Source organism: Nonomuraea sp. KM90, from assembly GCF_052246675.1.
Taxonomy (GTDB): Bacteria; Actinomycetota; Actinomycetes; order Streptosporangiales; family Streptosporangiaceae; genus Nonomuraea.
This window is the reverse complement of sequence record NZ_JBQQCB010000005.1, coordinates 222,033-245,994: the sequence shown is the minus strand read 5'-3', so window position 1 is coordinate 245,994 and position 23,962 is coordinate 222,033. Positions and strand designations below refer to the sequence as shown.

19 protein-coding genes are annotated in these 23,962 nt (G+C 71.9%); 11 read left to right on the top strand and 8 right to left on the bottom strand.

Annotation, left to right across the window (positions count from 1 at the left end; all coding sequences use genetic code 11):
* Positions 1–14: 14 nt before the first annotated feature.
* The 3 genes from ACTWPW_RS09040 to ACTWPW_RS09030 all read left to right on the top strand — a co-directional run bounded on the left by ACTWPW_RS09040 (position 15) and on the right by ACTWPW_RS09030 (position 3,523).
* Positions 15–923: an alpha/beta fold hydrolase gene (locus tag ACTWPW_RS09040; protein ID WP_375115398.1), complete on the top strand. Its 909-nt coding sequence runs from the start codon at positions 15–17 to the stop codon at positions 921–923.
* 155 nt (positions 924–1,078) lie between these two features.
* On the top strand, positions 1,079–1,951 hold the full coding sequence (locus ACTWPW_RS09035) for a UTP--glucose-1-phosphate uridylyltransferase (protein WP_375115399.1): 873 nt from the start codon (positions 1,079–1,081) through the stop codon (positions 1,949–1,951).
* Positions 1,952–1,984: 33 nt separating this feature from the next.
* Positions 1,985–3,523 carry an aldehyde dehydrogenase family protein gene (locus ACTWPW_RS09030; protein ID WP_443168410.1) on the top strand — a complete coding sequence of 513 codons (1,539 nt, stop codon included), beginning with the start codon at positions 1,985–1,987 and terminating at the stop codon, positions 3,521–3,523.
* 45 nt (positions 3,524–3,568) lie between these two features.
* On the opposite strand, the gene glnII is transcribed toward ACTWPW_RS09030, so the two are convergent.
* Entirely contained in the window at positions 3,569–4,588 is a 1,020-nt protein-coding gene (gene glnII, locus ACTWPW_RS09025) for a glutamine synthetase (RefSeq protein WP_443168409.1), read from the bottom strand.
* Between the two features lie 88 nt (positions 4,589–4,676).
* Positions 4,677–5,153 carry a hypothetical protein gene (locus tag ACTWPW_RS09020; RefSeq protein WP_375115402.1) on the bottom strand — a complete coding sequence of 159 codons (477 nt, stop codon included), beginning with the start codon at positions 5,151–5,153 and terminating at the stop codon, positions 4,677–4,679.
* Between the two features lie 70 nt (positions 5,154–5,223).
* Between ACTWPW_RS09020 and ACTWPW_RS09015 the strand changes: the two genes are divergently transcribed.
* Together ACTWPW_RS09015 and ACTWPW_RS09010 are read left to right on the top strand one after the other, a co-directional pair.
* Positions 5,224–6,699, top strand: coding sequence for an LLM class flavin-dependent oxidoreductase (locus tag ACTWPW_RS09015; protein ID WP_443168408.1), 1,476 nt, complete (start codon positions 5,224–5,226; stop codon positions 6,697–6,699).
* Positions 6,700–6,872: 173 nt separating this feature from the next.
* Positions 6,873–8,045, top strand: coding sequence for a TerC family protein (locus ACTWPW_RS09010; protein ID WP_443168407.1), 1,173 nt, complete (start codon positions 6,873–6,875; stop codon positions 8,043–8,045).
* A 93-nt stretch (positions 8,046–8,138) separates the two neighbouring features.
* Here the strand turns inward: ACTWPW_RS09010 and ACTWPW_RS09005 are convergent, their stop codons facing one another.
* Both ACTWPW_RS09005 and ACTWPW_RS09000 read right to left on the bottom strand, forming a co-directional pair.
* Entirely contained in the window at positions 8,139–11,345 is a 3,207-nt protein-coding gene (locus ACTWPW_RS09005; RefSeq protein WP_443168406.1) for an AAA family ATPase, read from the bottom strand.
* A gap of 10 nt (positions 11,346–11,355) precedes the next feature.
* Complete coding sequence (locus ACTWPW_RS09000; RefSeq protein ID WP_364117442.1) at positions 11,356–12,033, bottom strand: LptM family lipoprotein; 678 nt, start codon at positions 12,031–12,033, stop codon at positions 11,356–11,358.
* Between the two features lie 247 nt (positions 12,034–12,280).
* On the opposite strand from ACTWPW_RS09000, the gene ACTWPW_RS08995 reads away from it, so the two are divergent.
* The gene (locus ACTWPW_RS08995; RefSeq protein ID WP_375115406.1) at positions 12,281–12,616 is read left to right on the top strand and encodes a carboxymuconolactone decarboxylase family protein; all 336 of its coding nucleotides are present in this window, start codon (positions 12,281–12,283) and stop codon (positions 12,614–12,616) included.
* On the opposite strand, the gene ACTWPW_RS08990 is transcribed toward ACTWPW_RS08995, so the two are convergent.
* Entirely contained in the window at positions 12,576–13,760 is a 1,185-nt protein-coding gene (locus ACTWPW_RS08990; protein WP_443168405.1) for a PQQ-dependent sugar dehydrogenase, read from the bottom strand. The genes ACTWPW_RS08995 and ACTWPW_RS08990 overlap by 41 nt on opposite strands.
* Positions 13,761–13,786: 26 nt before the next feature.
* Here ACTWPW_RS08990 and ACTWPW_RS08985 point away from each other — a divergent pair, with 26 nt between their 5' ends.
* Positions 13,787–14,545 (top strand): SDR family NAD(P)-dependent oxidoreductase, encoded by a 759-nt coding sequence (locus ACTWPW_RS08985; RefSeq protein ID WP_375115408.1) that lies wholly within the window; start codon positions 13,787–13,789, stop codon positions 14,543–14,545.
* 106 nt (positions 14,546–14,651) lie between these two features.
* Here ACTWPW_RS08985 and ACTWPW_RS08980 read toward each other — a convergent pair whose 3' ends face one another.
* Complete coding sequence (locus ACTWPW_RS08980; RefSeq protein WP_443168404.1) at positions 14,652–15,863, bottom strand: ABC transporter ATP-binding protein; 1,212 nt, start codon at positions 15,861–15,863, stop codon at positions 14,652–14,654.
* A 178-nt stretch (positions 15,864–16,041) separates the two neighbouring features.
* Between ACTWPW_RS08980 and ACTWPW_RS08975 the strand changes: the two genes are divergently transcribed.
* Positions 16,042–17,103, top strand: coding sequence for a LacI family DNA-binding transcriptional regulator (locus ACTWPW_RS08975; RefSeq protein WP_443168403.1), 1,062 nt, complete (start codon positions 16,042–16,044; stop codon positions 17,101–17,103).
* Between the two features lie 152 nt (positions 17,104–17,255).
* Here ACTWPW_RS08975 and ACTWPW_RS08970 read toward each other — a convergent pair whose 3' ends face one another.
* A complete protein-coding gene (locus ACTWPW_RS08970) occupies positions 17,256–17,828 on the bottom strand; it encodes a TetR/AcrR family transcriptional regulator (RefSeq protein ID WP_375115411.1) in 573 nt (190 codons plus the stop codon).
* A gap of 135 nt (positions 17,829–17,963) precedes the next feature.
* On the opposite strand from ACTWPW_RS08970, the gene ACTWPW_RS08965 reads away from it, so the two are divergent.
* The gene (locus ACTWPW_RS08965; RefSeq protein WP_443168402.1) at positions 17,964–19,145 is read left to right on the top strand and encodes a serine hydrolase domain-containing protein; all 1,182 of its coding nucleotides are present in this window, start codon (positions 17,964–17,966) and stop codon (positions 19,143–19,145) included.
* On the opposite strand, the gene ACTWPW_RS08960 is transcribed toward ACTWPW_RS08965, so the two are convergent.
* Positions 19,127–20,254, bottom strand: a complete 1,128-nt coding sequence (locus tag ACTWPW_RS08960; protein ID WP_375115413.1) for a hypothetical protein — start codon at positions 20,252–20,254, stop codon at positions 19,127–19,129. The two genes, ACTWPW_RS08965 and ACTWPW_RS08960, sit on opposite strands and share 19 nt — an antisense overlap.
* Before the next feature lie 134 nt (positions 20,255–20,388).
* Here ACTWPW_RS08960 and ACTWPW_RS08955 point away from each other — a divergent pair, with 134 nt between their 5' ends.
* Positions 20,389–23,082 (top strand): helix-turn-helix transcriptional regulator, encoded by a 2,694-nt coding sequence (locus ACTWPW_RS08955; RefSeq protein ID WP_443168401.1) that lies wholly within the window; start codon positions 20,389–20,391, stop codon positions 23,080–23,082.
* Positions 23,083–23,084: 2 nt separating this feature from the next.
* Positions 23,085–23,960, top strand: a complete 876-nt coding sequence (locus ACTWPW_RS08950) for an alpha/beta fold hydrolase (RefSeq protein WP_443168400.1) — start codon at positions 23,085–23,087, stop codon at positions 23,958–23,960.
* The last annotated feature ends 2 nt before the right edge of the window (positions 23,961–23,962 follow it).

The window sequence follows — 23,962 nt, the reverse complement described above, 5'->3', positions numbered from 1 at the left end:
CTATATTGATGGCCATGGGTGCCGCAGAAGAGAAATTCATCAAGTCCGGGAAACTGCGCCTGTGGACCGAACGGTTCGGCGACCGGAGAGACCCCGTGGTGCTGCTCGTCATGGGCACCTCCACCTCCGGCCTCGGCTGGCCGGACGACCTCGTGGACACCCTCGTGGCCGGCGGCCGGCAGGTGATCCGCTTCGACCACCGCGACACCGGCCGCTCCGACTGCGTCGACTTCACCACCGACCCGTACACGCTCGCGGACCTGGCCGCCGACTCCCTCGCCGTGCTCGACGCGTACGACACCCCCTCCGCCCACGTCGCCGGCGCCTCCCTCGGCGGCGCGGTCGGCCAGTGGCTGGCCGCGCACCGCCCCGAGCGGGTCACCACGCTGACCGCGATCATGGCCAGCCCGATGGGCACCGACGCGGGCCCCATCTGGGTACGCGCCATGTCCGGCCAGGCCCCGGACCCGGACGACCTGCCACCCCCCGCGCCCGGCTTCCTGGAGCACCTCATGCGCGCGGCGGCCGTGCCGAGGACCACCCGCGAGGAGAACGTCGCGGCGAACATGGAGACGTGGCGGGTGCTGAACGGCGAGGTGCTGCCCTTCGACGAGGCGGCGGCCCGGCGGCTGGTCGAGGAGTCCTACGACCGTGCCGGCAACCCCGCCGCCGCGACCAACCACGACCTGGCCGGGCGCGCGATGACCGCGGACCGGCGAGCCCCGCTGTCCTCGATCAAGGCCCCCACGCTGGTGATCCACGGCACGGCGGACCCGCTGCTCCCGACGCCGCACGGCGCGGCGCTGGCGGCCCGGATTCCCGGCGCGCGGCTGGAGACTATCGAGGGCATGGGCCATTCTTTCCTGTCTCCGGGGCTGCCCCGCCGGGTCGCCGAGCTCATTCTCCGGCACACGGCACAATAACGTTCCGAGCCTGCCCAGATATCGCCCGGACCATGAAAGAGGGAACGTCTCTCTGGCAATTGCCGCAATGCGGTCGTAGGGCCGGACGACGCCTGGGGTAACGTCGGCTCTCTCCGGTCGGTCACCCGACTCGCCGCACGCACGAGGAGAGACGCATGGTCCGCAAAGCCGTGATCCCGGTGGCCGGCCTGGGCACCCGGCTGCTCCCCCTGACGAAGGCGCTGCCGAAGGAGATGCTGCCGATCGGCGACAAGCCCGTGATCGAGCACACCATCAGGGAGCTCGTGGACTCCGGGATCGACGAGATCACCATCGTGACCTCGGCCCGCAAGGAGCTCGTGCAGCGGCACTTCGCCCCGGACGCCGACCTGGAGCAGCAGTTGCGCGACGCCGGCAAGGACGACCTCGCCGACGCGGTGGCCGAGCTGTCGTCCCTGGCGCACATCACGTACCTGTACCAGAACGGCCCGTACGGCAACGGCACGCCCGTGCTGAACGCCGCCCGCGTCATCGGTGACGAGCCGTTCATGGTGCTGTGGGGCGATGACGTGTTCGTGGCCGAGGTGCCCCGCGCCAGGCAGCTCAAGGCCGCCTACGAGGCGACGGGCGCGCCCGTGCTCGCCCTGCTGCCGATGGCGGTCGAGGACGCCTCCCGCTACGGCGTGCCGATCGTCGAGGAGGACCTCGGCGGGGGCCGCCTGCGCATCTCAGGCCTGATCGAGAAGCCGCGCCCGGAGGAGGCCCCCTCCCGGTACGCCGCCATCGGCGGCTACGTCGTCACTCCGGGAGTCGTCGCCGAGCTGGAGGCCGCCACCCGCCGCTGGCAGGCCGACCCCGAGGGCGAGATCTACCTCACCGACGCCCTGCACCGCCACGCCGCCGCCGGGAACCCGGTGTACGGCCAGGTCATCGACGGCACCTGGTGGGACACCGGCTCGCCGCTCAACTACCTCAAGGCGCAGTTCGCCGCGGCGCTGGCCGATCCGGTCCACGGCCCGGAGCTGCGCAAACTGGCCCTGGAGAGCTAGCGTCTACCGCAGAAGCACATGAGGAGGGCACCGGTGAGCCGACAGATCGTTTCCATCGTGGGTGGCAAGGACGCGGAGTCCGCGGCCACGTACGAATCAGTCAACCCCGCCCGCACGGGCGAGGTCGTGGCGCAGGTGGGCCTGGCCGACGCCGGCACGTTCGCCGCCGCCTGCCGCACCGCCAAGGAGGCGCAGCGCGAGTGGGCCAAGGTGCCGGCGCCGGTGCGCGGCCGGGTGATCGCCTCCATCGGGCGGCTGGTCGAGGCCAACGCCGAGCGGCTGGCCCGGCTGGTGACCGAGGAGATCGGCAAGCCGTACGCCGAGTCGCTCGGCGAGGTGCGGGAGATCGTGGACACGTGCGACTTCTTCCTGGGCGAGGGCCGCAGGCTCTACGGGCAGACGGTCCCGTCGGAGATGCCGGACAAGAACCTGTTCACGTTCCGGAACCCGATCGGCGTGGCGGCGGTCATCACCGCGGGCAACTTCCCGGTGGCCGTCCCGTCGTGGTACCTGGTCCCCGCCCTGCTGTGCGGCAACGCCGTCGTCTGGAAGCCCGCCGAGTACGCCGCCGCCTCCGCGCACGCGATGTTCCGGCTGTTCACGGCGGCGGGCCTGCCCGACGGCGTGCTGAACATCGTCTTCGCCGACGGCGCGGAGACGTTCGCGGGCCTGGAGCTGGCCCTGGGCGAGGGCAGCGTGCAGAAGGTCGGCTTCACCGGCTCCAGCGAGGTGGGCCGGAAGGTCGGTGAGCTGACCGGCCGCCACCTGCAGTCGGCCTGCCTGGAGCTGGGCGGCAAGAACCCGATGGTGATCATGCCGGACGCCGATCTCGACCTGGCCGTCGAGGGCGCGCTGTTCTCCGGCTTCGGCACGGCCGGCCAGCGCTGTACGAGCCTGGGCACGGTCATCGTGCACGAGAGCGTCCACGACGCCTTCGTGGAGCGGTTCGCGCGCGCCGTGGGCGACGCCCGGATCGGCGACCCCGAGCAGGACGTGCTGGCCGGGCCGCTGCTCGACCGGAAGTTCGCCGACCGCTACGAGGAATACCTGACCTGGATCCAGCCCCACCACAAGGTCGTCACGGGCGGCCGGGGGCGGATCACGAAGGACAACCCGCGCGGCGACTTCGACGGCGGCGAGGGCCTCTACTACCACCCGGTCGTGGTGGACGGCGTCCGTCCCGGCGACCGGCTGTTCATGGAGGAGACGTTCGGCCCGCTGGTGGGCGTGACCGCGTTCCGCACCCTGGACGAGGCCATCGAGCTGGCCAACCTGCCGGGTTACGGCCTGTCGAGCTCCATCTACACCACCGACCCCAAGCACGCCTTCCGCTTCCGCGAGGGCATCTCGGCCGGCATGGTCAGCGTCAACAACTCCACCTCCGGCGCCGAGGCCCACCTGCCGTTCGGCGGGAACGGCAAGTCGGGCAACGGCAGCCGGCAGTCCGGGATGTGGGTGCTCGACCAGTTCACCCGCTGGCAGGCGATGAACTGGGACCACTCCGGGCGCCTGCAGAAGGCGCAGATGGACGTGGCGGAAATCACCCCCGATCTGGACTTCCGCCTCGCATGAGAAAACGGGGCTCCTTCGCGCGAAGGGGCCCCGTCCTCCGGAGGATCAGACCTGGCCGGCCTTCTCCAGGGCCGAGCAGCAGGTGTTCACCAGCAGGCGGGTGACCACGTACGGGTCGACGTTGGCGTTCGGGCGTCGGTCCTCGATGTAGCCCTTCTTGTCCACCTCGACCTGCCACGGGATGCGCACGGAGGCGCCGCGGTCGGACACGCCGTAGCTGTACTTGTTCCACGGGGCGGTCTCGTGGGCGCCGGTCAGGCGGCTCTCGATGTCGGCGCCGTACTGGGAGACGTGCTCCATCGGCTTGTCACCCTCGCCGAGCGCCTCGCAGGCGGTGATGATGGCCTCGTAGCCCTCACGCATGGCCTTGGTGGAGAAGTTGGTGTGCGCGCCGGCGCCGTTCCAGTCGCCGCGGGCGGGCTTGGCGTCGAGGGTGGCCTCGACACCGAACTCCTCGGCGGTCCGGTAGAGGAGGTAGCGGGCGAGCCACAGGTGGTCGGCGACCTCGATCGGGCTGGCCGGGCCGACCTGGAACTCCCACTGGCCGGGCATGACCTCGGCGTTGATGCCGGAGATCGCCAGACCGGCGGCGAGGCAGCGGTCGAGGTGCAGCTCGACGATCTCGCGGCCGAACACGGCCTCGGCGCCCACGCCGCAGTAGTAGTGACCCTGCGGGGCGGGGAAGCCGCCCTCGGGGAAGCCGAGCGGGCGGCTGCCCTTGAAGAAGGTGTACTCCTGCTCGATGCCGAACCAGGACTCCTGGGCGGCGTACTGCTCGGCGATCGGGCGCAGCAGGGCGCGGGTGTTGCTGACGTGCGGGTCGCCGTTGATCTCCTCGACCTCGCACAGGACCAGCTTGTTGTCACCACCGCGGATCGGGTCGGGACACGTGAGCACCGGACGGAGCACCCGGTCCGACGAGTGGCCCTCGGCCTGGTTGGTGCTGGACCCGTCGAAGCCCCAGACCGGAGGCTCGGCCCCGTCGGCAAGGATCTTGGTCTTCGAGCGCAGCAGAGCCGTGGGCTCGGTGCCGTCGATCCAGATGTACTCAGCCTTGTAGCTCACGGCGGTCCTTTCGGGGTTCTTCTCAGCCACGCCGAGTCTTACGGACGGCCGTTTCCCGGTTTTTGCCCGAATGTGAACGCCGTGTTAATCAGGAGGTTTCTCGCACAGTGCCGTCACCCTCAATGGTGAGCTCGGCGTTGGGGCCGCCCTCCCCGCATTCGGGGCCGTTGGGGTAGCGGCCCTTCGGGGTGACGCTGACCGTACGCTCCAGCACCGGGTCGTCTCCGCCGCCCCGTAGCGTAAGACGTACCTCGACGGGCCGGTCGGGCAGCCCCTCCACATCGCCGAACCCGTGCTTCTCCCCGGTCGGCACGCCCGTCACCGCGCAGGTGTCGCCCGAGCAGGTCTCCCGGCCCGCCCGCGAGGACGGATAGAGCTCGGCACGCGCCTGCTTGCAGGCGCCGTCCCAGCACACCTCCAGCTCGACGGAGCCCGACCGGGCCGCGAGCGGCCCCTTGACGTGCACCCCCACGCCCACCGGGGTGCCGATCAACGTGCACGGCACGCTCGGCGAGCAGCCGGTGAGGAGCAGGAGGGCGGGGACGAGCCAGACGAGTCGGCGCACAACCGGTAAGACGCGGGGCAGGCGCCGCCGGTTCGGAGGGCCGTGCGAACATCGAGTCAGGGGGATTCTCATGCACGATCTGTGGTTCGGCGCGTTCCTGTCACCTGAGGCCGCCGGGCGCGACCGGCTGCTGCGCCACGTCACGCTGGCCGACCGGCTCGGGCTCGATCTGATCGGGGTCCAGGACCATCCGTACCAGGCGGACTTCCTGGACACCTGGACGCTGCTGTCGGCCGTGGCACAGCGCACCGAGCGGATCCGGCTGGTCCCCGACGTGGTCAACCTGCCGCTGCGGCCGCCCGCCGTGCTGGCCCGCGCCGCCGCCTCCCTCGACCTGCTCAGCGGCGGTCGGGTGGAGCTGGGGCTGGGCGCGGGGGCGTTCTGGGACGCGATCGCCGCGATGGGCGGGCGCCGGCTGTCGCCGCCGGAGTCGATCGAGGCGCTGGCCGAGGCCATCACCGTGCTGCGGGCGCTGTGGACGCCGGGTGAGCCCGTGGTGTTCGAGGGCACGCACTACCGGCTCGGCGGCGCCCGGCCCGGGCCGTTCCCCGCCCACCCGATCGGCATCTGGATCGGCGCGATCAAGCGCAGGATGCTGGAGCTGACCGGGCGGATGGGCGACGGCTGGCTGCCCTCCTCCTTCTACAGCCCGCCCGAGGCGGTGGCCGCCCAGGTGAAGGTGCTGGACGCGGCGGCCGCGGACGCGGGGCGCGATCCGGCCGCGATCCGCAAGGTGTACAACATCGGCGGCTCGTTCTCGCCGCTGCCGGGGCCCGGGTTCCTCGACGGGCCCGCCTCGCTGTGGGCCGAGCAGCTCACGGAGCTGGTGTTCGAGGTGGGGATGACCGGCTTCGTGCTGGCGCCGGGGCCGCAGGCGGAGCGCGATCTGCGCACGTTCGCCGAGGAGGTGGCGCCGGCCGTGCGCGCGGCCGTGGCCGATCAGCTGGGCCGGCCCGCACCCGAGCCGGTCGAGCGGCCCGTCACCATCGCCGAGCTGCTCGACCTGGACGAGGAGGGGCGGCCGCACGCGCCCAAGCAGGACCCGGCCGCGCTCACACCCGAGCAGCGGCGGCTCGGCAAGCACCTGGTGGACGTGCACGACGGCTACCGGCAGGAGCTGCGGCAGGTCCAGGACGCGGTGGAGGAGGTGGCGGCGGGCCGGCTGGACGCGGAGGAGCTGCGCTCGACGATCAACCGGCTGAGCGTGCGGCAGAACCACTGGACGCTGGCCACGTACTGCGCGACGTTCTGCCGGCTGCTGACCGTGCACCACACGGTCGAGGACGAGGCCATGTTCCCGGCCATCCTGGAGCGCGACTCGACGCTGGCGCCGGTGATCAAGAAGCTGGAGCAGGAGCACGAGGTGATCGCCGAGCTGCTCACCCGGCTGGACGAGGCGTGCGTGGACCTGCTGCGGCGCGGCCCGGCCGGGCTCGACGGGGTCAGGGCCCGCGTGGACCGGCTGGCCGAGGTGCTGTCCTCGCACTTCGCGTACGAGGAGGAGGAGCTGGTCGAGCCGATCGCCCGCCTGGGCATCCAGGTCTAGACCCGGTCCGGGCCGGCGCGAAGGCGGCGCCGGCGATCGCCCGGCGGGCCTTCTCCCTCCGGTACGCATGCCGGGTGAGATCCGGTAAGACCGGGTACCACTTGCGAGGATACGAGTTCGCGCCCGCCTGAAGTCGCCACCCCCCACGACGGCCCGCACACATGGAGCCTCGAGTGGACGTATCCGCCGCGGTGTGGTGGCTGACGATCCTGGGGATCGTCGGGCTGCTGCTGTTCGACTTCTTCTTCCACGTCCGCAAGTCGCACATCCCCACGCTGCGCGAGGCGTCTGTCTGGTCCGCCCTGTACGTGGGCATCGCCCTGCTGTTCGGCGTCGGCGTCTGGCTGCTCGGCGGGCCCGAGCCGGGGGCCGAGTATTTCGCCGGTTACGTGACGGAGAAGGCGCTGTCGGTCGACAACCTGTTCGTGTTCCTCGTCATCATGTCGAGCTTCAAGGTGCCGCGCGCCGACCAGCAGAAGGCGCTGCTGTTCGGCATCGTCTTCTCGCTGCTGGCCAGGACCGGGTTCATCCTGGTGGGCGCGGCGCTGATCAACATGTTCGCGTGGGTGTTCTACCTCTTCGGCCTGATCCTGCTGATCACGGCGGGCAACCTGCTCAAGCCGGAGGGCGAGGAGAGCCACTCCCCCGACAACCTCATGGTCCGCGTGGCCCGCCGGCTGCTGCGTACCACCGACACCTATGACGGTGACCGGCTGTTCACCGTCGAGGACGGGCGGCGGGTCATGACGCCGATGTTGCTGGTCATGATCGCCATCGGCGGGACCGACATCCTGTTCGCCCTCGACTCGATCCCGGCCATCTTCGGCCTGACCCAGAACGTCTACCTCGTCTTCACCGCCACCGCGTTCTCCCTGTTGGGCCTGCGCCAGCTCTACTTCCTCATCGACGGGCTGCTGGACCGGCTGATCTACCTGGCCTACGGCCTGGCCGTCATCCTCGCCTTCATCGGGGTCAAGCTGGTCCTGCACGCGCTGCACGAGAACAACGTCCCGTTCATCAACGACGGCGAGCCGGTGCCGGTCGTCGAGATCAGCACGGGCCTGTCCCTGTCGGTGATCATCGGGGTGCTGCTGGTCACGGTGGTGGCCTCGCTGGCCAGCGCCAAGGGCCGCGCGCAGAACACGGTGTCGGTGGTCCGGCGGCACGCGCAGCAGTACCTGGACGTCGAGCAGGACCCGGAGGTGCGCGAGGAGATCTTCCGGCGGCTGCTCGCCGAGGAGGCGCAGCTCAGGAAGCTGCCGGAGAAGTACCGGCGGCAGATCCGCGACGAGGACCGCCTGATGGCCCTCCTGCGCCGCGCCCACGAGGAACACGACCGCCCCTGACCGCGCACCGCCCCCGAGCACGTACGCGCCGGACACGCACCGGGCCCGGGCGTCGTGCCCGGGCCCGATGGCCCGATCCCGTGGACGGTGCGGCTACGCGCGCCAGTCGGTGCCGTTGCCGTTCCCGTCGTAGCCGAGCAGCCGCATGGCCTTGTCCGGCTCCATCGCCGCGGCCAGGAGCTGGGCTCGGGCGTTGGCCGTGTCGCGCTCCTGCTCGGCCCTGGCCTGCGCCGCGCGTACGCCCTTGATCGCGACGAACGCCAGCCCGCCGCCCACGATCGCCGCGACGATCACGACGAACAGCAGGAGCAGCAGCCCCGGCGAGGCCACCGGAGACGAGCCGGCCACGTTGGCGCCGTTGCCGCCCGCCAGCGTGCCCGTCACCGCCAGGGCGGCGATGATGGACAGCACGACCAGCCCCAGCAGGCTGGCGACGACCAGCCAGATCCGGCCGGCAACCCTGCGCCGCGCCGGTGCGGCGGCCGGCGCGGGTGTGCCCACCACCACGGGCACCGGCGTGGCAGCCGCCGGAGCCACTCCTGAAGCCGGCGCGGGAGCGGCGGCGGCCCACGGCACGAACTCGGGCCGGTCGGCAGGCTCAGCCGGCCTGTCGTGCGCGACCGACCCGTCATGCACGACCGGCCCGTCATGCGCAACCGACCCGTCATGCGCGACCGGCGACGCCCCACCCTGGAGGGGCGAGACCTGCGAAGCCCCTTCCTGCAGAGGCGCGACCGGCGACGACCCGCCCGTCGCGGGCGGCCCCGCCGCCGTGGGCGACGCCGGGGAGCCCGCCGGCAACGGCGGCCCGTAGGGGGCGGGTGGCTGGATCACCGGATGGCCCTGGATGACCGCCGGCGGGCCAGGCGGCATCGCGCGGGCGGCCTTGAGGCCCGATCCGCCGAAGCCGACCGGCACCGCCTCGACCCGCTCCCCCGCGTTCCCCGGCAGGTCGCGCTCGATGTGGCTGTGCTCCTTGTGCGCCCTGGCCGCGTCGCGGTGGTAGTCCTCCAGCTCGCGGTAGAGCTCGTCGGAGGCGTAGACGGTGCCGTCGATGAGCGGCCCGGGCTCGCGCCGGATGATGGCGACCACGTCGTCGCCGTTGAGCGTCTTGTGCGTCTCCAGCGCGTGCGCCAGGCAGAGCACCTCCCTGCGGTGCTCCTGCAGCAGCGCCTCGGTCTTCTCCAGCAGCCGGACGAGGTTGAACTCGATGCGCTCGCCGAGCACGTCGGGCGTCAGGTCGGGCTGGTTCCGGGCCGGCTCCCTGTCGGTGATGCCGATGGAGCCGCCCGGGCCGCGCTTGCGCATGGCCTTGCCGCCCATGATCTCCAGCTCCTGGAGCGCGGGCAGCGAGGTGACGCCGGAGCCCATGCCCCAGTACGACTCCATCATGGCGGTCAGGTAGGTGGCCGAGTAGAGGTCGCCGGAGACGCCCGAGGAGTTGTCCTCACCGAAGAACATGCGCTCGCCGGCCAGCGAGGCCAGGGAGACCATGATGTCGGCCTCGTGCTCGGACTTCCACCGGGTGAACTGGTCCTCGGGCTTGATCGAGGCGACCATGCCCAGGTAGTCGGCGCCCTTCTCGATGGTGGCGATGTCGATCTCGAGGTGGAAGCGGGTCACGTACGCCACGACGGCGTGGCAAGCCTCGTGCACGGCCACGGCGTGCCGCTCGCGCTCGATGTACTCGACGTCCTCGGGCGGGCCGAGCTGCTTGAGCCGCTTGGCGCGCAGCACGTCCGACCAGGTGATGATCTCCCGCCCGTCCCTGATGGCGGTGATGAGCGACTCGTTGACCAGGTCCTTGATCGTGGCGCCGGTCGCGTACGGGGTGATCGTGGCCAGCTTGTCGATCTGCTCCGGCGTGAGCTCGTGCCACACCTTGTCGAAATAACCCTGGTACGTCCGCACCCGCCCCGCCTTGGACGGGTAGCCGACCTTGTAGATGCGGTCGATGCGGCCCGGCCGCAGCAGCGCCTCGTCCAGCGCGTCCGGCCGGTTGGTGGCCATCATGACGAGGATGCGGTATTTGGGCGGCGGCTTCGGCCGCATCCCGAGCAGCCGCCGCACGAGGCGGTTGAAGAACCCGCGCGGCTTCTTGAGCCCGGACAGCTCGGTGAGCAGCGCCTGCAGCGTGCCGGGGTCGCCGCTGCCGTTCATGCCGCCGCCCATGAAGAAGCGGTTGCGCCTGCCGGGCTCCTCCTCGGCCGGGTGCCCGCCGCGGAAGGCCAGCACCTGGCGGGTCTCCTCGGTCAGGTAGCTCAGGCCGTGGCAGCCGTGGTGGCCGGAGAACTCGGAGAAGCCGCCGCCCTGGCCGGGCGGGCCCTGCTGGGCGAGGCGGCCGCGCTTGCCGAGGGAGTCGGCCTCGTCGAAGAAGACGATCACGCCGCCGTACCGGAGGGCCAGCTTGCGCAGCTTCCTGAACAGCCCCTTGACCTTGAGGATGCCGACGCCCATGAACATGTTCGTGAACGCGCCCGGATCCACGAACACGTACGGCTTGCCGGTCTCGCCGGCCACGGCCTCGGCCATGAGGGTCTTGCCGGTGCCCGGCGGGCCCCAGAGCAGCAGGCCGCTGGGGACGTACCCGCCGCGTCGCTCGATCTCGTCGGGCCGCTCCAGGAAGACGATGTTCTCCTGGACCCGCTCGACCACGTGGTCCTGCCCCCACACGTCGCGGAAGCGGGTCTTGATGTCGTCGGGGAAGTACGTCTCGACGCCGCCCCTGGACAGGAACCAGAACAGGCCCACGAACTGGATGATGACGAAGAAGAACAGGAAGACGATCTGCAGGAAGAACGGCAGCGCCTGCCAGATGAGCGCCGGCGCCTGCAGCAGCGCGGCGAACGGGCTGACGTCCAGCACCGCACCCAGCACCAGCGCGGTCAGCGTGATGAAGAAGGCGATCTTCAGCGCCCGTGCGAGGCGGAAGCGCGTCCAGTCGTCGAAGCGGCGGTGCGTCCAGCGCTCGAAGCCGCCGAAGACCTTCTGGCTCCAGAAGCGGTGGTAGGCCGACCAGTGCTCGCTGACGAAGAAGTGCAGCTGCCGCAGCACCTCCGCGCCGAGCAGCCAGAAGATCCACTGGTAGGCGTACGCGATCTGCTGCGCCGCCTCGGGAAAGGTGACGACGCCCTCGAAGTCCGCCATCACCTTCCACGTGAGGATGAGGTAGGCCAGGACGAGGACGATGAGGAACTTGCTCCGATCCCAGAACTGCATCTTCTTCCTGGTCACGGATTCGGGATCGGAGGGCCCGCTGCCGGGGGCACGCAGCCCTTCATGCTGATTGGTCGTGGTCAATGATGCTCCCTCATCCGGGCAGCCGGAGCAGCTTGAACGAACTCGCGATCTTCTCGAACTCGGCGGCGCGCTTCCGGAAACAGACCGACTGGCAGCCGATGAGCATGACGGAGACCGTCCCGCCCTTCTCGTCGAGGATGGCGGTGTGGTCGAAGGTCTGGACGTCGTTGCCGATCTGGTAGTTGAAGCGGACGTGCACGCCCCTGGCGCCCTGGTCCAGGAGCAGGACCTCGTCGCTGATGGGCTCGAAACCGTTGAACATCGGCGCCTGCCCGCCCGCCGCGGCCTGCTGCGCGTAGAGCATGCGCATCTGCTCGGTCACCGGCAGGATGAAGTCGCGCAGCCGGTTCAGGGAGATCGAGTCGCGTTGCTCCTCGGTGAGCTGGTGCACGGTGGCGTAGACGAACGGTTCCGGCGAGCCGAGCAGGTGGTTGACCGACGGATCCGTCGACTGGTCGAAGGCCGTCGACCAGACCCGCTGGGCGCGCAGCAGAGCCGCCTGCGAGTTGGGGTGGTCACCCGACAGATACAGCTCGATGGGATAGGCGTCGAGTTGGGTGAACGAAGCGGGCACCTTGAAGTAGGTCGTGCCACCCTTGTCACGTACGTAGGTGAACTCCGGCTGTCCGCACGCGGACAGCATCAGGACCGCGCCCATGAGCGCGATCAAAGCCCGTGCCTTTTTCACCAGGGCTTACCTCCGCTTTACGGACCAACGGAGTGGTTGTGCCCGCTTTCAGGAGGAATGAGCCCGATGGGCGGCGAAAAATCTTGACCAAATCTTGGCCGTCCATTGGCTTTACTTGTTACAGATCAAAAAGCCGTCCGTACCGGGTCTGTGGCGCGCCGCTACAACGTTCATGCAACCTCCATTGGTTCAACTCAGGAAGTAGCGAAAGATATGAGGATCCCTACCGCCACCCCCGGAGCGAACAATGACAGAACCCGCGATGGAGACCGTGGACTCCTTCGGCATGACGGCTGAGCGCCAGTTCGCCGATGTCTGGTCACGGTCTGTCCTGTCGATCAGGGAGCGCCGCCTGCTCCTCATCGGGCTGCTCGTCGGCCAGGGACTGCACGAGATGACGGACGTCCAGCTCGACGCCGGCCTGCGCGCCGGGGACCTGAGCGAGAACGAGCTGCGGGAGGTGGTGGTCTTCCTGACCCACTACGCGGGCTGGGCCCGGGGCGCGAAGCTGAACGACCAGGTGGAGGACCTGATCGAGCGGATCAGGCAGCCTCGATCCGATAGAGCGGACCCTGCAGGCTGAGCGCGTAGAGCTCGCCGTCGGGGCCCTCGCCGAACGACGAGAGCTGATCCACCTTGCCCACCTCGGCCGCGGCCTTGAGATCGTCCACGGGCGCGGCCCTGACCCATCCGGCGCAGAAGTCGCCGTACAGGAACTGCCCCTGCAACCAGGGGATCTTCTGGCCGCGGTAGACGTGGCCGGCGATCACCGAGCAGTTGCCGCCCTCGTGCAGGGGATAGACGATCACCGGGTCGACCAGGTCACCGGCCTTGCCGTCGCGGAAGGGCTGCTTGCCCTCGCGCAGGTTCCAGCCGTAGTTCTCGCCGCCCTCCGAACCGGCCGGCTGGTAGTCGACCTCCTCCCAGGCGTTCTGCCCGACGTCGCCGATCCACAGGTCGCCGGTGGAGCGGTCGAAGCTGAAGCGCCAGGGGTTGCGCAGGCCGTAGGCCCAGATCTCCGGACGTGCCCCCTCCTTGCCGACGAACGGGTTGTCCTCCGGCACGGTGTACGGCTTCCCGCGCGGGTCGATGCGCAGGATCTTGCCCAGCAGCGTGCCCAGGTCCTGGCCGTTGCCCTCCGGGTCGCCCGCGCTGCCGCCGTCGCCGAGCGCGATGTAGAGGTGGCCGTCGGGGCCGAAGGCGAGCTGGCCGCCGTTGTGGTTGGCGTACGGCTGGTCCTGGGTGAGCACGTCGCGCCTGGCGGTGGCCCGGGTGCCGTCGTAGGCCCACTCGGTGACGTGGGTGTGGCCGTCGGCGTCGGTCCAGTCGAGGTAGACCCAGCGGCCCGAGGGATGGAACGCGACGCCGAGCAGCCCCTGCTCATTGCCCGTGCTCACCTCGCCGGACAGGTCGATCACCGTGTCGCCGCCGGAGGTGCGCAGCCGGCCGGTCTGCTCGGCGACGTAGAGCCGGTCGTCGCCCTTGCGCACGGCGAAGGCCACCGGCTGCTCCAGCTTGGCGATCTCCGTGAAGCGCAGCTCACCCCGCTCGGGCGGCGGGGTCACGCCGGGAGAGGGGGTGGCGTCGGGAGACGGCGCGGGAGACGGGGACACCGCGGAAGCGGTCGAGACCGCCTCGGCGGGTGGCCGGGCGGTCGAGCAGGCGGTGAGTGCCACGAGGAGCGACACGATAAGCGACACGGCCACGACGAGGCGCACACCGTTCATCCTGCCATGAACGTTATGGTTCAGGCATGCCTACCGCACTGATCACTGGAGCGACCGCCGGCCTCGGCGCCGCCTTCGCCCGGCGCCTGGCCGCCGACGCGTTTTCGCTCGTCCTCGTGGCGCGCGACGAGCTCCGCCTCGCCCAGGCCGCCGACCAGCTCAAGCTCAGGTACGGCGTGGACGTCGAGGTGCTGCCCGCCGACCTGGCCACCGAGGAGGGCCTGGCCAGGGTCGAGGCGCGGCTCCGTGACCCGGCTCGCGGCGTCGACCTGCTGGTGAACAACGCCGGGTTCGGCAACGCGGGCCACTTCCCGAACGTGCCGGTCGCGAACGAGGTGCGCATGCTCAAGGTGCACTGCGAGGCCGTGCTGCGGCTGACGCTGGCGGCACTGCCCGGCATGCGGGAGCGCGACCGGGGCGCGATCGTGAACGTGGCGTCGGTGGCCGCGTTCTTCACCCGGGGCACCTACAGCGCGTCCAAGGCGTGGGTGGTGAACTTCAGCGAGTCCGCCGCGCACGAGGTGGGCAACCCGCGCATCAGGATCATGGCGCTGTGCCCCGGTTTCGTGCGGACCGAGTTCCACCGGCGGGCCTCGATGGACACCTCGGGCATCCCCGGGTTCCTGTGGCTGAAGGCCGAGGACGTGGTCCGCGAGGCCATGCGCGACCTGGCGCTGGGCAAGCGCGTGTCGGTGCCGGACTTCCGTTACAAGGCCATCGTGGCGGTCGGCCGCCTCGTGCCGCGCGGCCTGCAGTCCATGGTGTCGTCGCGGATCGGCCGCTGACCTTCCGCGGCAAAGGAACGGGCCCCCGCCGCGGGAGGGGGTCGCGGTGGGGGCCCGAGCGGCCGTGAGCTGGGCTCACGGCCGGGAATCAGGAGTCAGGGGGTGCTCAGCGGTTGGCCTCGTGGCCGATCGCCAGGCCGGAGGACGGGTCGAAGAAGTGCAGGTTGTGCGTGTCGAGGACCAGGTCGATGTTCTGGCCGGGACGCACGTGGCTGCGGGCGTTGACGCGGGCGGTCCACAGGGACTTGTCGCCCACGAGCGGCAGCGCGGCCTCCTCGTCGTCACCGGTGTCGGCGGCGGCGACGGTGTCCTTGTGCTCGACCGGCGGGGCGTCGATCAGGAACAGGACGTTGATCTCGGAGCCCAGCTCCTCGGTGACCTCCGCCTTGACGGGCAGCGTGGCCCAGCCGTTGGCGTGGGTGCCGGCCGAGGTGGCGTCCTCGAAGTCGGAGGGGCGGATGCCGAGGATGATCTTCTTGCCGATGTACTGGTCGAGGCCCGGCTTGTCGGTGAACGTCGAGTCGGGGATCGGCAGCTTGATGTCGGCGAAGGTCACGGCGGCGCCGCCGTCGCGGACGAGCTCGGCGGTGACGAAGTTCATCGACGGGGAGCCCATGAAGCCGGCCACGAACAGGTTGACGGGCTTGTCGAACAGGTTCTGCGGGGTGTCGACCTGCTGGAGCAGACCGTCGCGCAGGACGCAGACGCGGTCGCCCAGGGTCATGGCCTCGACCTGGTCGTGGGTGACGTACACGGTGGTGACGCCGAGGCGCTCGTGCAGCGTGTTGAGGGAGGCGCGCATGGAGACGCGGAGCTTGGCGTCCAGGTTGGACAGCGGCTCGTCCATGAGGAAGGCCTGCGGCTCACGCACGATGGCGCGGCCCATGGCGACACGCTGGCGCTGACCACCGGAGAGGGCGGCCGGCTTGCGCTTGAGGTAGGTGTCCAGACCGAGCATCTTGGCGGCTTCGCCGACGCGCTTCTGGATCTCCGCCTTCGGCATCTTGCGGAGCTTGAGACCGAAGGCGAGGTTCTCCTCGACCGTCATGTGCGGGTAGAGCGCGTAGTTCTGGAAGACCATCGCGATGTCGCGGTCTTTGGGCGGGAGGTGGTTGACGACCTTGTCGCCGATCGAGATCTCGCCGCCGCTGATGTCCTCAAGGCCGGCGATCATCCGGAGCGCGGTCGACTTACCGCAACCGGACGGGCCGACCAGCACCATGAACTCGCCATCCTTGATCTCAAGGTTGAGCCCGTTCACGGCCTTTACGCCACCGGCGTAGATCTTGTCGACGTTCGTCAGAACGATGGATGCCATGACATTCCTTCGCGCTCCAGGGCTGTGGCCCGGACGTTGGTACAGAGTCCCACTCACGTGGATACGTTTTCAAGCATCTCACCCGAAACGGACATCGGTGTCAAGGGTTACCGCGTGACCAGCCGTTGTCAGCGCGCCCGTCTTCCGATTTTCCTGGAACCATGATGGAATCGTTTCCATGGAGCGGCGGGCGACGATCAAGGATGTGGCCGAGGCGGCCGGCGTGGGCGTCGCGACCGTGTCCCGGGTGCTGTCGGGCGGCTCGGCCAGCCCGCAGACGCGGGAGCGCGTCCTGGCCGTCGCCGCCCAGCTCGACTACCGCCCCAGCGCCCTGGGCCGCAACCTGCGCCAGCGCCGCACGGGCGGCATGGGCCTGCTCGTCCCCGACCTGACCGACACCTTCCACGCCCAGCTCGCCGAGGGCGTGCTCGCCTGTGCCCGCTCGGCCGGCGAGCCGGTCGTGCTCGGCTCCACGGGCGGCGACCCCGAGCAGGAGTCCGAGCTGATCGGCATGCTCCTGGAGCAGAGCGTCGACCGCCTCATCGCCGTCCCGTCCGGCGACGTGGAGACCTGGGCCCCGGCGATCCGCGCGGGCATGACGGTGGTCTTCGCCGACCACCTGCCGCCCGGCCCGGCCGCCGGCGACGATCCGGCCGCGACGGCGATGACCGACCTCATGCGCCTGGACGGCCTGCCCTCCGCCCCGCAGCCGCGCCCGCTGGACGTGCCGTCCGTGGTGGCCGACGACCGGGCGGGCATCCGTACGGCGGTCCGCTACCTGCGCGGCCTGGGCCACAAGCGCATCGCCTTCCTCGGCGGCCCCGGCCAGGACCGGCGGGTGGCGGCGTTCCGGGAGGCGGTGGGCTCGCCGGTGGACGAGGAGCTGGTCGTGTTCGGCACGGGCAGCCGCGACTCGGCCTACGCCGCCGCCTCCGGCCTGTTCCAGAGCCGTCCCGACCTGACGGCGGTGCTCGCCGGGGGCAACGTGCTCGGGGAGGCGGCGGTGCTGGCGGCCAGGGAGCTGGACCTGCGGGTGCCCCGGGACGTGTCGCTGGTGATGTACGACGACGTGCCCTGGGCCGAGCTCTGCTCCCCGCCCCTGACGGTGATCGCTCAGCCGGGCCGCGACATGGGCTACCGAGCGGCCGAGCTGGTCCTGCGCTCCGGCGGCCGCCGCCCGCGCGGCGTCGTCCTGCCCACGGAGCTCATCATCCGCGGCAGCTGCGCCCCCCGCCGCTGAGCCCCGTCACCCCTCGTTCCCTCCCTCCCGGAGGATCCACGCCGAAGTGCGCGCGGAGGTCCGCCCCTGTCATCCCTCGTTCCTTCCGTCCCGGATGACCCACGCCGAAGTGCGAAGGGACGGGAGGGTGCGGGTAAGGGGTGGCGGAAAGGCTAGGGGCCGGTGGTGAGGACGGCGGCGGCGCCGCGCAGGAGCTCGGCGCGCAGGTCGGCGGCGGGCACGTCGGGGAGCTGGGTGATCGGGTCCGTGACGGCGGCCAGCGCCTGCGCCGCGCGCACCCGCCGCCGCCAGTCCGGGTCCGGGCCCGCCAGCAGGTCGACGGCGCGATTCATGAGACCGACCACCCGGGACATCGTCTCGGTCGTCTCGTCCCCGTAGACGGAGGCGTCGCGCAGGAGCAGGACCATGGTCTCCCGGTGGGCCAGCATGACGTCGAGGCAGCCCTCCAGCACCCGCCGCCGCACCTCCGCCGGCCCGATGCCCGCGGACGCCTGCTCGCTCGCCGCCTCGATCGCCGCTTCCAGCTCGTCGATCGGCGGCCCCACCAGGCTGGCCAGCAGCTCGCTCTTGCTGCGGAAGTGGTGGTAGAGCGACGGCTTGGTGATGCCGACGCGGGCGGCGATGTCGCGCATGGAGGCCGCGCGGTAGGTCTGCGCGGTGAACAGCTCCCGCGCCGTCTCGATGATCCGAGACCTCGTGTCGCCACCCGGCTCGTCCCTGGTCAACGTCGCCTCCTCCTCATCATTACCGCGCCAGCCTAACATCCCTACCTACCGGTCGGTTGCCAACCTTCCGGTCGGTAGGCTAGCGTCGAAGCTCCCTACCGACCGGAAGGTCGGGAAGATCGAAAGGAGTGCCCGATGACGTTGGCAGAGGGTGTGGTGGCACCGGGGTTCGAGCCGGTGCGGGAGGCGTTCGAGCGGAACTTCGCGGACGGCGGTGAGGTGGGCGCCGGGCTCACCGTCTACCGGCACGGCGAGCCGGTGGTCGACCTCTGGGGCGGCTGGGCCGACCCCGCGTCGCGCCGCCCCTGGCGCCGCGACACGATCGCTCCCCTCGCCTCCACCTGCAAGACCTTCGCCTCCGGCGCGCTCCTGCTGCTCGCCGAGCGGGGCCGGGTCGATCTGGAGGCGCCGGTGGCGCGCTACTGGCCGGAGTTCGCGGGGCAAGGCAAGGACGGGATCACCGTACGCACGCTGCTCGGCCACCGAGCGGGGCTGCCGAGCCTGCACATGCGCCCGATCACCTGGGAGGACCTGCGGGACTGGACACCGATCACCGAGGCCCTCGCGGCGGCGGCCCCCGAATGGCCGCCGGGCACCGCGCACGGCTACCACGGCGTGACCATCGGCCATCTCGCCGGCGAGATCGTCCGCCGGGTCTCCGGGCTCACCCTGAGCGAGTTCCTGGCCAGGGAGATCACCGGGCCGCTCGGGCTGGACTGCTACGTCCGCGTGCCGGACGCGGCGATGCCGCGGCTGGCCACGATGGTGGTCCCCGACGCGGAGGCGGTGCGCCTGGGCATGGAGGTGCCGGAGCTGGCCGAGTTCGTCGAGGCGTTGCACGACCCCGGCACCCTGACGTACCGGGCCCTGTACGGCAGCGTCGCCATCGGCTGGGACACGACCAACGAGCGGCGCACGTACGAGGTCGAGAGCCCGTCCATGGACGGCGTCGCCTCGGCCCACTCCCTGGCCCGCTACTTCGCCGCCCTGATCGGCGAGGTCGGCGGCGTCCGGCTGCTGAGCCCGGACCTCCTCGACCGGGTGCGCACCCCGCAGGCCGACGGGATCGACCGGATCCTGCGGGTGCGCACCGCCTGGGGCATCGGGTTCGCGGTGCCGGGCGGCCCGTTCTGGCCCGCTCCCGAGCACCTCACCGGGCTGTTCGGCCAGAGCGGCGCCACCGGCTCCTTCGCCTTCGCCGACCCGGACCGCGGCCTGGCCTTCGGCTACGTGCCCAACCGCGGCTCCGAGCTGCTGGAAGGCGGCGACTTCCGGGTCCGTACGCTGATCGAGGCCCTCTACCGGGCCCCGCTGTAGCGGCGCGGCAGGATCATCACAGGGTTGTCGTCGAGGATCACGTCCGGCGGGCCGAACTGCGCCGCGACCTCCCTGATCTCCGGCTCGTCGAGCATCAGCAGCCGCCCCTGCTCCACGAACAGCTCCCCGTCCACGACCACGGTCGGCCGGTCCACCTGGCAGTCGCAGTGGGCGAAGCCGGGCCCCGACTTGACCGGCACGCCGTCGGTCAGGCCGTCGAGGCCGCAGTAGAACGCCCCGGCGTGCTTCTCCCGCTCGAACTGCGTGCCGCCGGACAGGCGCACCTTCGGGTTCAGCCCGAACAGGCCGTGCCGCATGTAGAAGCCGCCGGGACAGTAGCGGCGCAGCTGCTCGGCGGCGACCCCGCCCTCGACCTTGCGGACCAGGTTGCCTTCGAGCGTGATGCGCAGGGGCTCCTCCGGCACGCCGGTGACCGTGGAGTCCTCGACGACGAGCACGCCCTCGGTGTCGGTCGGCCAGAAGTTGGCGCCCCCGTACGGGAAGGGCCGCCAGTCGCCGGGCCGCAGCGCGCCCGGGTCGGGGTCGAAGGTCAGTCCGGAGAACGTCACGTCGGTCCCGCGCCCGGACGTCACCCGGATCGACGTCGCCGCGGACAGCTGCCGCAGCGCCCGCCGCAGCAGCGCGTAGAAGACCTCGGCGGGCAGCCGGCCGCCGGTCAGCAGCGCGCCGGCCGTGGCGGTCATGTGCAGGGACAGGAAGCGGGAGGAGCGGGACTTGATCTGGTCGAAGAACAGCGGCGCCGTGTGCACCTCGCCCCACCAGGTGCCGCTGATCACGACGTCGGCCTCGTGGAAGGCGGCCGTCTCGATCCCCAGCGGTGCCTCCCGGTCCCACCCGCCGGCGCTGAACGGCGGCACCGACAGGATGCGCACGTCCGCGTCCCGCAGGGCCGCCGCCGCGGCGATGGCCTGGACGACGACCGGATCCACGGTGTGCTCCATCAGCAGCAGGACACGCTCACCGGGTGCGAGCCGCACGTATTCGCACAGATTGCGCACGCCGGGCATCAACTCGACGATCGAGTACGGGGCCGCGGCCGGCTCGGCGACGTAGGTGAAGGGCGATCCGGCGTACGGGTTGATCGTCATGCGCGCTCCCTGCGTGACGTGCGGCGAGTGTCCCGGCCGGCGGCGGGCCGGCCGACAACGTAGAGCGGTACCCAGCGCGCGCTGCGGCACCGCCCGCCTTTCCCATCCCCTGACCTGCCAATACAGTCCCCTTTGTGCTTTTCGGCAGATCGGCGGAGACCGCCGCCATCGACGACGTGATCTCCCGGGCCCGCGACGGAGCCGGCGCGGCCCTCGTGCTGCGCGGCGAGGCGGGCGTGGGCAAGACGGCCCTGCTCGACCTGGCCGCCTCCCGGTGCGGCTCCATGCGGGTGCTCAGGACGACCGGCGTCGAGCCCGAGTCCGACCTGGCCTTCGCCGCCCTGCACCAGCTGCTGCGGCCGGTGGCCGGGCTGCTGGACCCGCTGCCGGAGCCGCAGCGCGAGGCCGTGCGCGGGGCGCTCGGTCTGGCCGGGTCCGCGTCCGGGGACCGGTTCCTGCTGGCGGCGGGGGTGCTGTCGCTGCTGGCCGAGGCCGCCGCGCCGGACGGGCTGATCTGCGTGGTGGACGACTTCCAGTGGGTGGACCGGGCCTCGGCGGACGCGCTGCTGTTCGCCGCCCGGCGGCTGGGCACGGAGCGGATCGCGATGCTCCTGGCCGTACGAGGGGACGCGCCGGTGAAGGGGGTGCCCTCGGTGGATCTCGGCGGCCTGCCGGAACCGGCGGCGACCGAACTGCTGGAGGCGGGCGCCGGCGAGCGGCCCGGGCCCACGGCGGGCGCGTCGGGCGCCGGGGTCGCGGCGGGGGTCAAGCGGGAGCTCGTGGCGCTGACCAGGGGAAACCCGCTGGCCCTGCGCGAGACCGTACGGCTGCTGAGTCCCGGGCAGCTCGCCGGCCGTGAGCCGCTGCCGGACCCGCTGCCCGGCGGCAGCCGGCTCTTCGGCGACCAGGTCGCCGCGCTGCCGGAGCCGGCCCGGCTGGTCGCCCTGCTCGCGGCCGTCGAAGGGGACCTCGACCTGGTGCTGCGCGCCGCGGCCCGGATGGGCGCGGACCGGGCGGCGCTGCACGAGCTGGAGGCGGCCGGGCTCGCGCACATCGCCGGCCCGGCCGTGCGCTTCCGCCACCCCCTCATCCGCTCGGCCGTCCACGAGGCCGCGACCCCGGCGGCCCGCCGCGAGGCGCACGCCGTGCTGGCGGAACTCGCCGACGGCGACCGCCGCGCCTGGCACCTGGCGGCCGCCGCACTCGGCCAGGACGAGGGCGTCGCCGCCGCGCTGGCCGAGACCGCCGCCCGGGCCCGCGACCGGGGCGGGTACGGCGACGCCGCCACCGCCCTGGTCAGGGCCGCCGAGCTCACCCCGGAGCCGCCGCTCAGGGCGGCCCGCCTGAAGGACGCCGCGGTCGCCGCCTGGCTCGGCGGCCGTCCCGGCCAGGCGGAGTCCCTGCTGGCCGAGGCCCGCGAGCGCGCGGGGGCGGACGCCGCGCTGGGCATGGAGATCGCCCAGCTGCGCGGCCGGTTCGAGCTGAACTCGGGCAGCGCCGCCGAGGCCGTGCGGATCCTGGCCGCCGGCGAGAGCCTGGGCATGCTGGCCGACGCCTCGGAGGCGGCCTCGTACGCGGGCGACACGGCGGCCATCGTGGAGATCGGGCGGCGGGCGCAGGCCTACCCCGAGGGGTTCCTGCGCGACGTGCTGGCGGGCATCGGCGCCATGCTCTCCGGGGCGGCCGGCGGGCACGACCTGCTCAGGCGGGCGCTCGGGCGGACGGACGAGCTGACGGAGGCGGCCGAGTTCCTGTGGGCGTCGGCGGCGGCCAGCTACCTGGGCGAGGCCGACCTGTCGGGCGAGCTGGCCGGGCGGGCCGGCCGGGTGGCCAGGGTGTCGGGGATGGTCGGGCAGCTCCCCGTGGTGCTGGAGTTCGTGGCCACCGGCGAGCGGTTCGCCGGGCGGCTGGCGGAGAGCCGGGCCCTCTCGGAGGAGGGGCTGGAGCTGGCCCGCGAGGCCGGGTACGCCAACACGGTGGCCGCGCACCTGGCCAACCTGGCGGTCCTGGCGGCGCTGCGGGGCGCGGAGGAGGAGTGCCGCCGGCACGCCCGGGAGGCGCTGGCCATCGCCGTCCCCCACCGGGTGGGGCTGCGGGTGGGCGTGGCCGCGTACGCGCTGGCCATGCTGGACCTGGGGCTGGGCCGGTTCGCCGCGGCGCACGACCGGTTCGCCGCGATCGTGGCCGCGGGTCCCGGAGCCGGCCATCCGACGGTGGTGTGGCGCTCGACGCCCGACCGGATCGAGGCCGCCCTGGGCGCGGGCGACGTGGCGGCCGCCGGGGCGGCGCTGGAGGCGTACGAGCGGTGGTCGGCGCACGCGGGCACCGCGGAGTCGCGCGCCCTGCTGGCCCGGTGCCGCGCGATGGTCGCACCCGGCGAGGGCGACTTCGAGGAGGCGCTGCGGCTGCACGCGAACCCGTTCGAGGCGGCCAGGACCGGCCTGCTGCTGGGCGAGCGGCTGCGCCGCGCGCACCGGCCGGGCGAGGCGCGCCCGCACCTGAGGGCGGCCCTGGAGACGTTCCGGCAGGCCGGCGCGGAGCCGTGGGCCCGCCGCGCGCACGGCGAGCTGCGCGCGGCGGGCGAGAGCGCGCAGGACCCGGGCGGCTCGGTGCTGGACGCGCTGACCCCGCAGGAGCGGCGCATCGCCGGGCTGGTCGCCGACGGGCTGTCCAGCAAGGAGATCGCCACGCAGCTCTTCCTGAGCCCCCGGACGGTCGAGTACCACCTGTACAAGATCTATCCGAAGCTCGGCATCGGTACCCGTACCGAGCTGGCGCGGCTAGTAGTTCTACGGAAGGCGCCCGTGGCCGGACGGGACATGCTCTGAGCATGCAACCGAACATCTGGAGCGAGGAGTTCGGCGCCGCCACCGACGCGCCGATCGTGTTGATCATGGGTTCGATGTCGCAGGGGATCCTGTGGCCGGACGAGTTCGTCGGCAGGCTGGCCGCCGGGGGCCGCCGGGTGATCCGGTACGACCACCGCGACACCGGCAGGTCCGGCACCGTCGATTTCGCGAAGGAGCCGTACACGTGGGACGACATCAAGGACGACGTGCTGCGGGTGATGGACGCGCACGGGCTGGAGAGCGCGCATCTGGTCGGCCACTCGGCGGGCGGGCTGCTCGGGCAGCTGATCGCGGTCGAACGGCCGGAGCGCGTGCGGACGCTCACCGTCATCGGCTCCTCGCCGCTCGGCGGCGGTGAGGGCCAGGTGATCATGCGGGCGCTGATGGGGCAGCCGCAGCCGGAGGGCAGCCTGCCGGAGCCGGCGCCGGAGTTCGTGGACTTCTTCCGGGCGATGATCGCCGCCCCGCCGCCGGCCGACCGGCGGGAGCGGATCGACGGCATGATCGCCGAGCAGCGCGTGCTGCACGGGACCGCGCTGCCGTTCGACGAGGACGCGGCCCGCCGCCTGCAGGAGCGGATCTACGACCGGGCCCGCGACCTGGACGCCGTGGCCAACCACCGCCTGGCCGCGATGGCGCGGCCCGACTTCGAGCCGGTGGGCGTGCTGCACCTGGTCAAGGCACCCACCCTGGTCATCGAGGGCACCCACGAGCCGGCCAAGCCCGGCCACGGCGCGCTCATCGCGGAGGCGATCCCGGGAGCGCGGCTGATGATGGTCGAGGGCATGGGGCACACGCTGCCGCCGGAGGTGCACGAGGAGCTGGCCGCGGCCGTCCTCGCGCACACCGCCGGCTGACG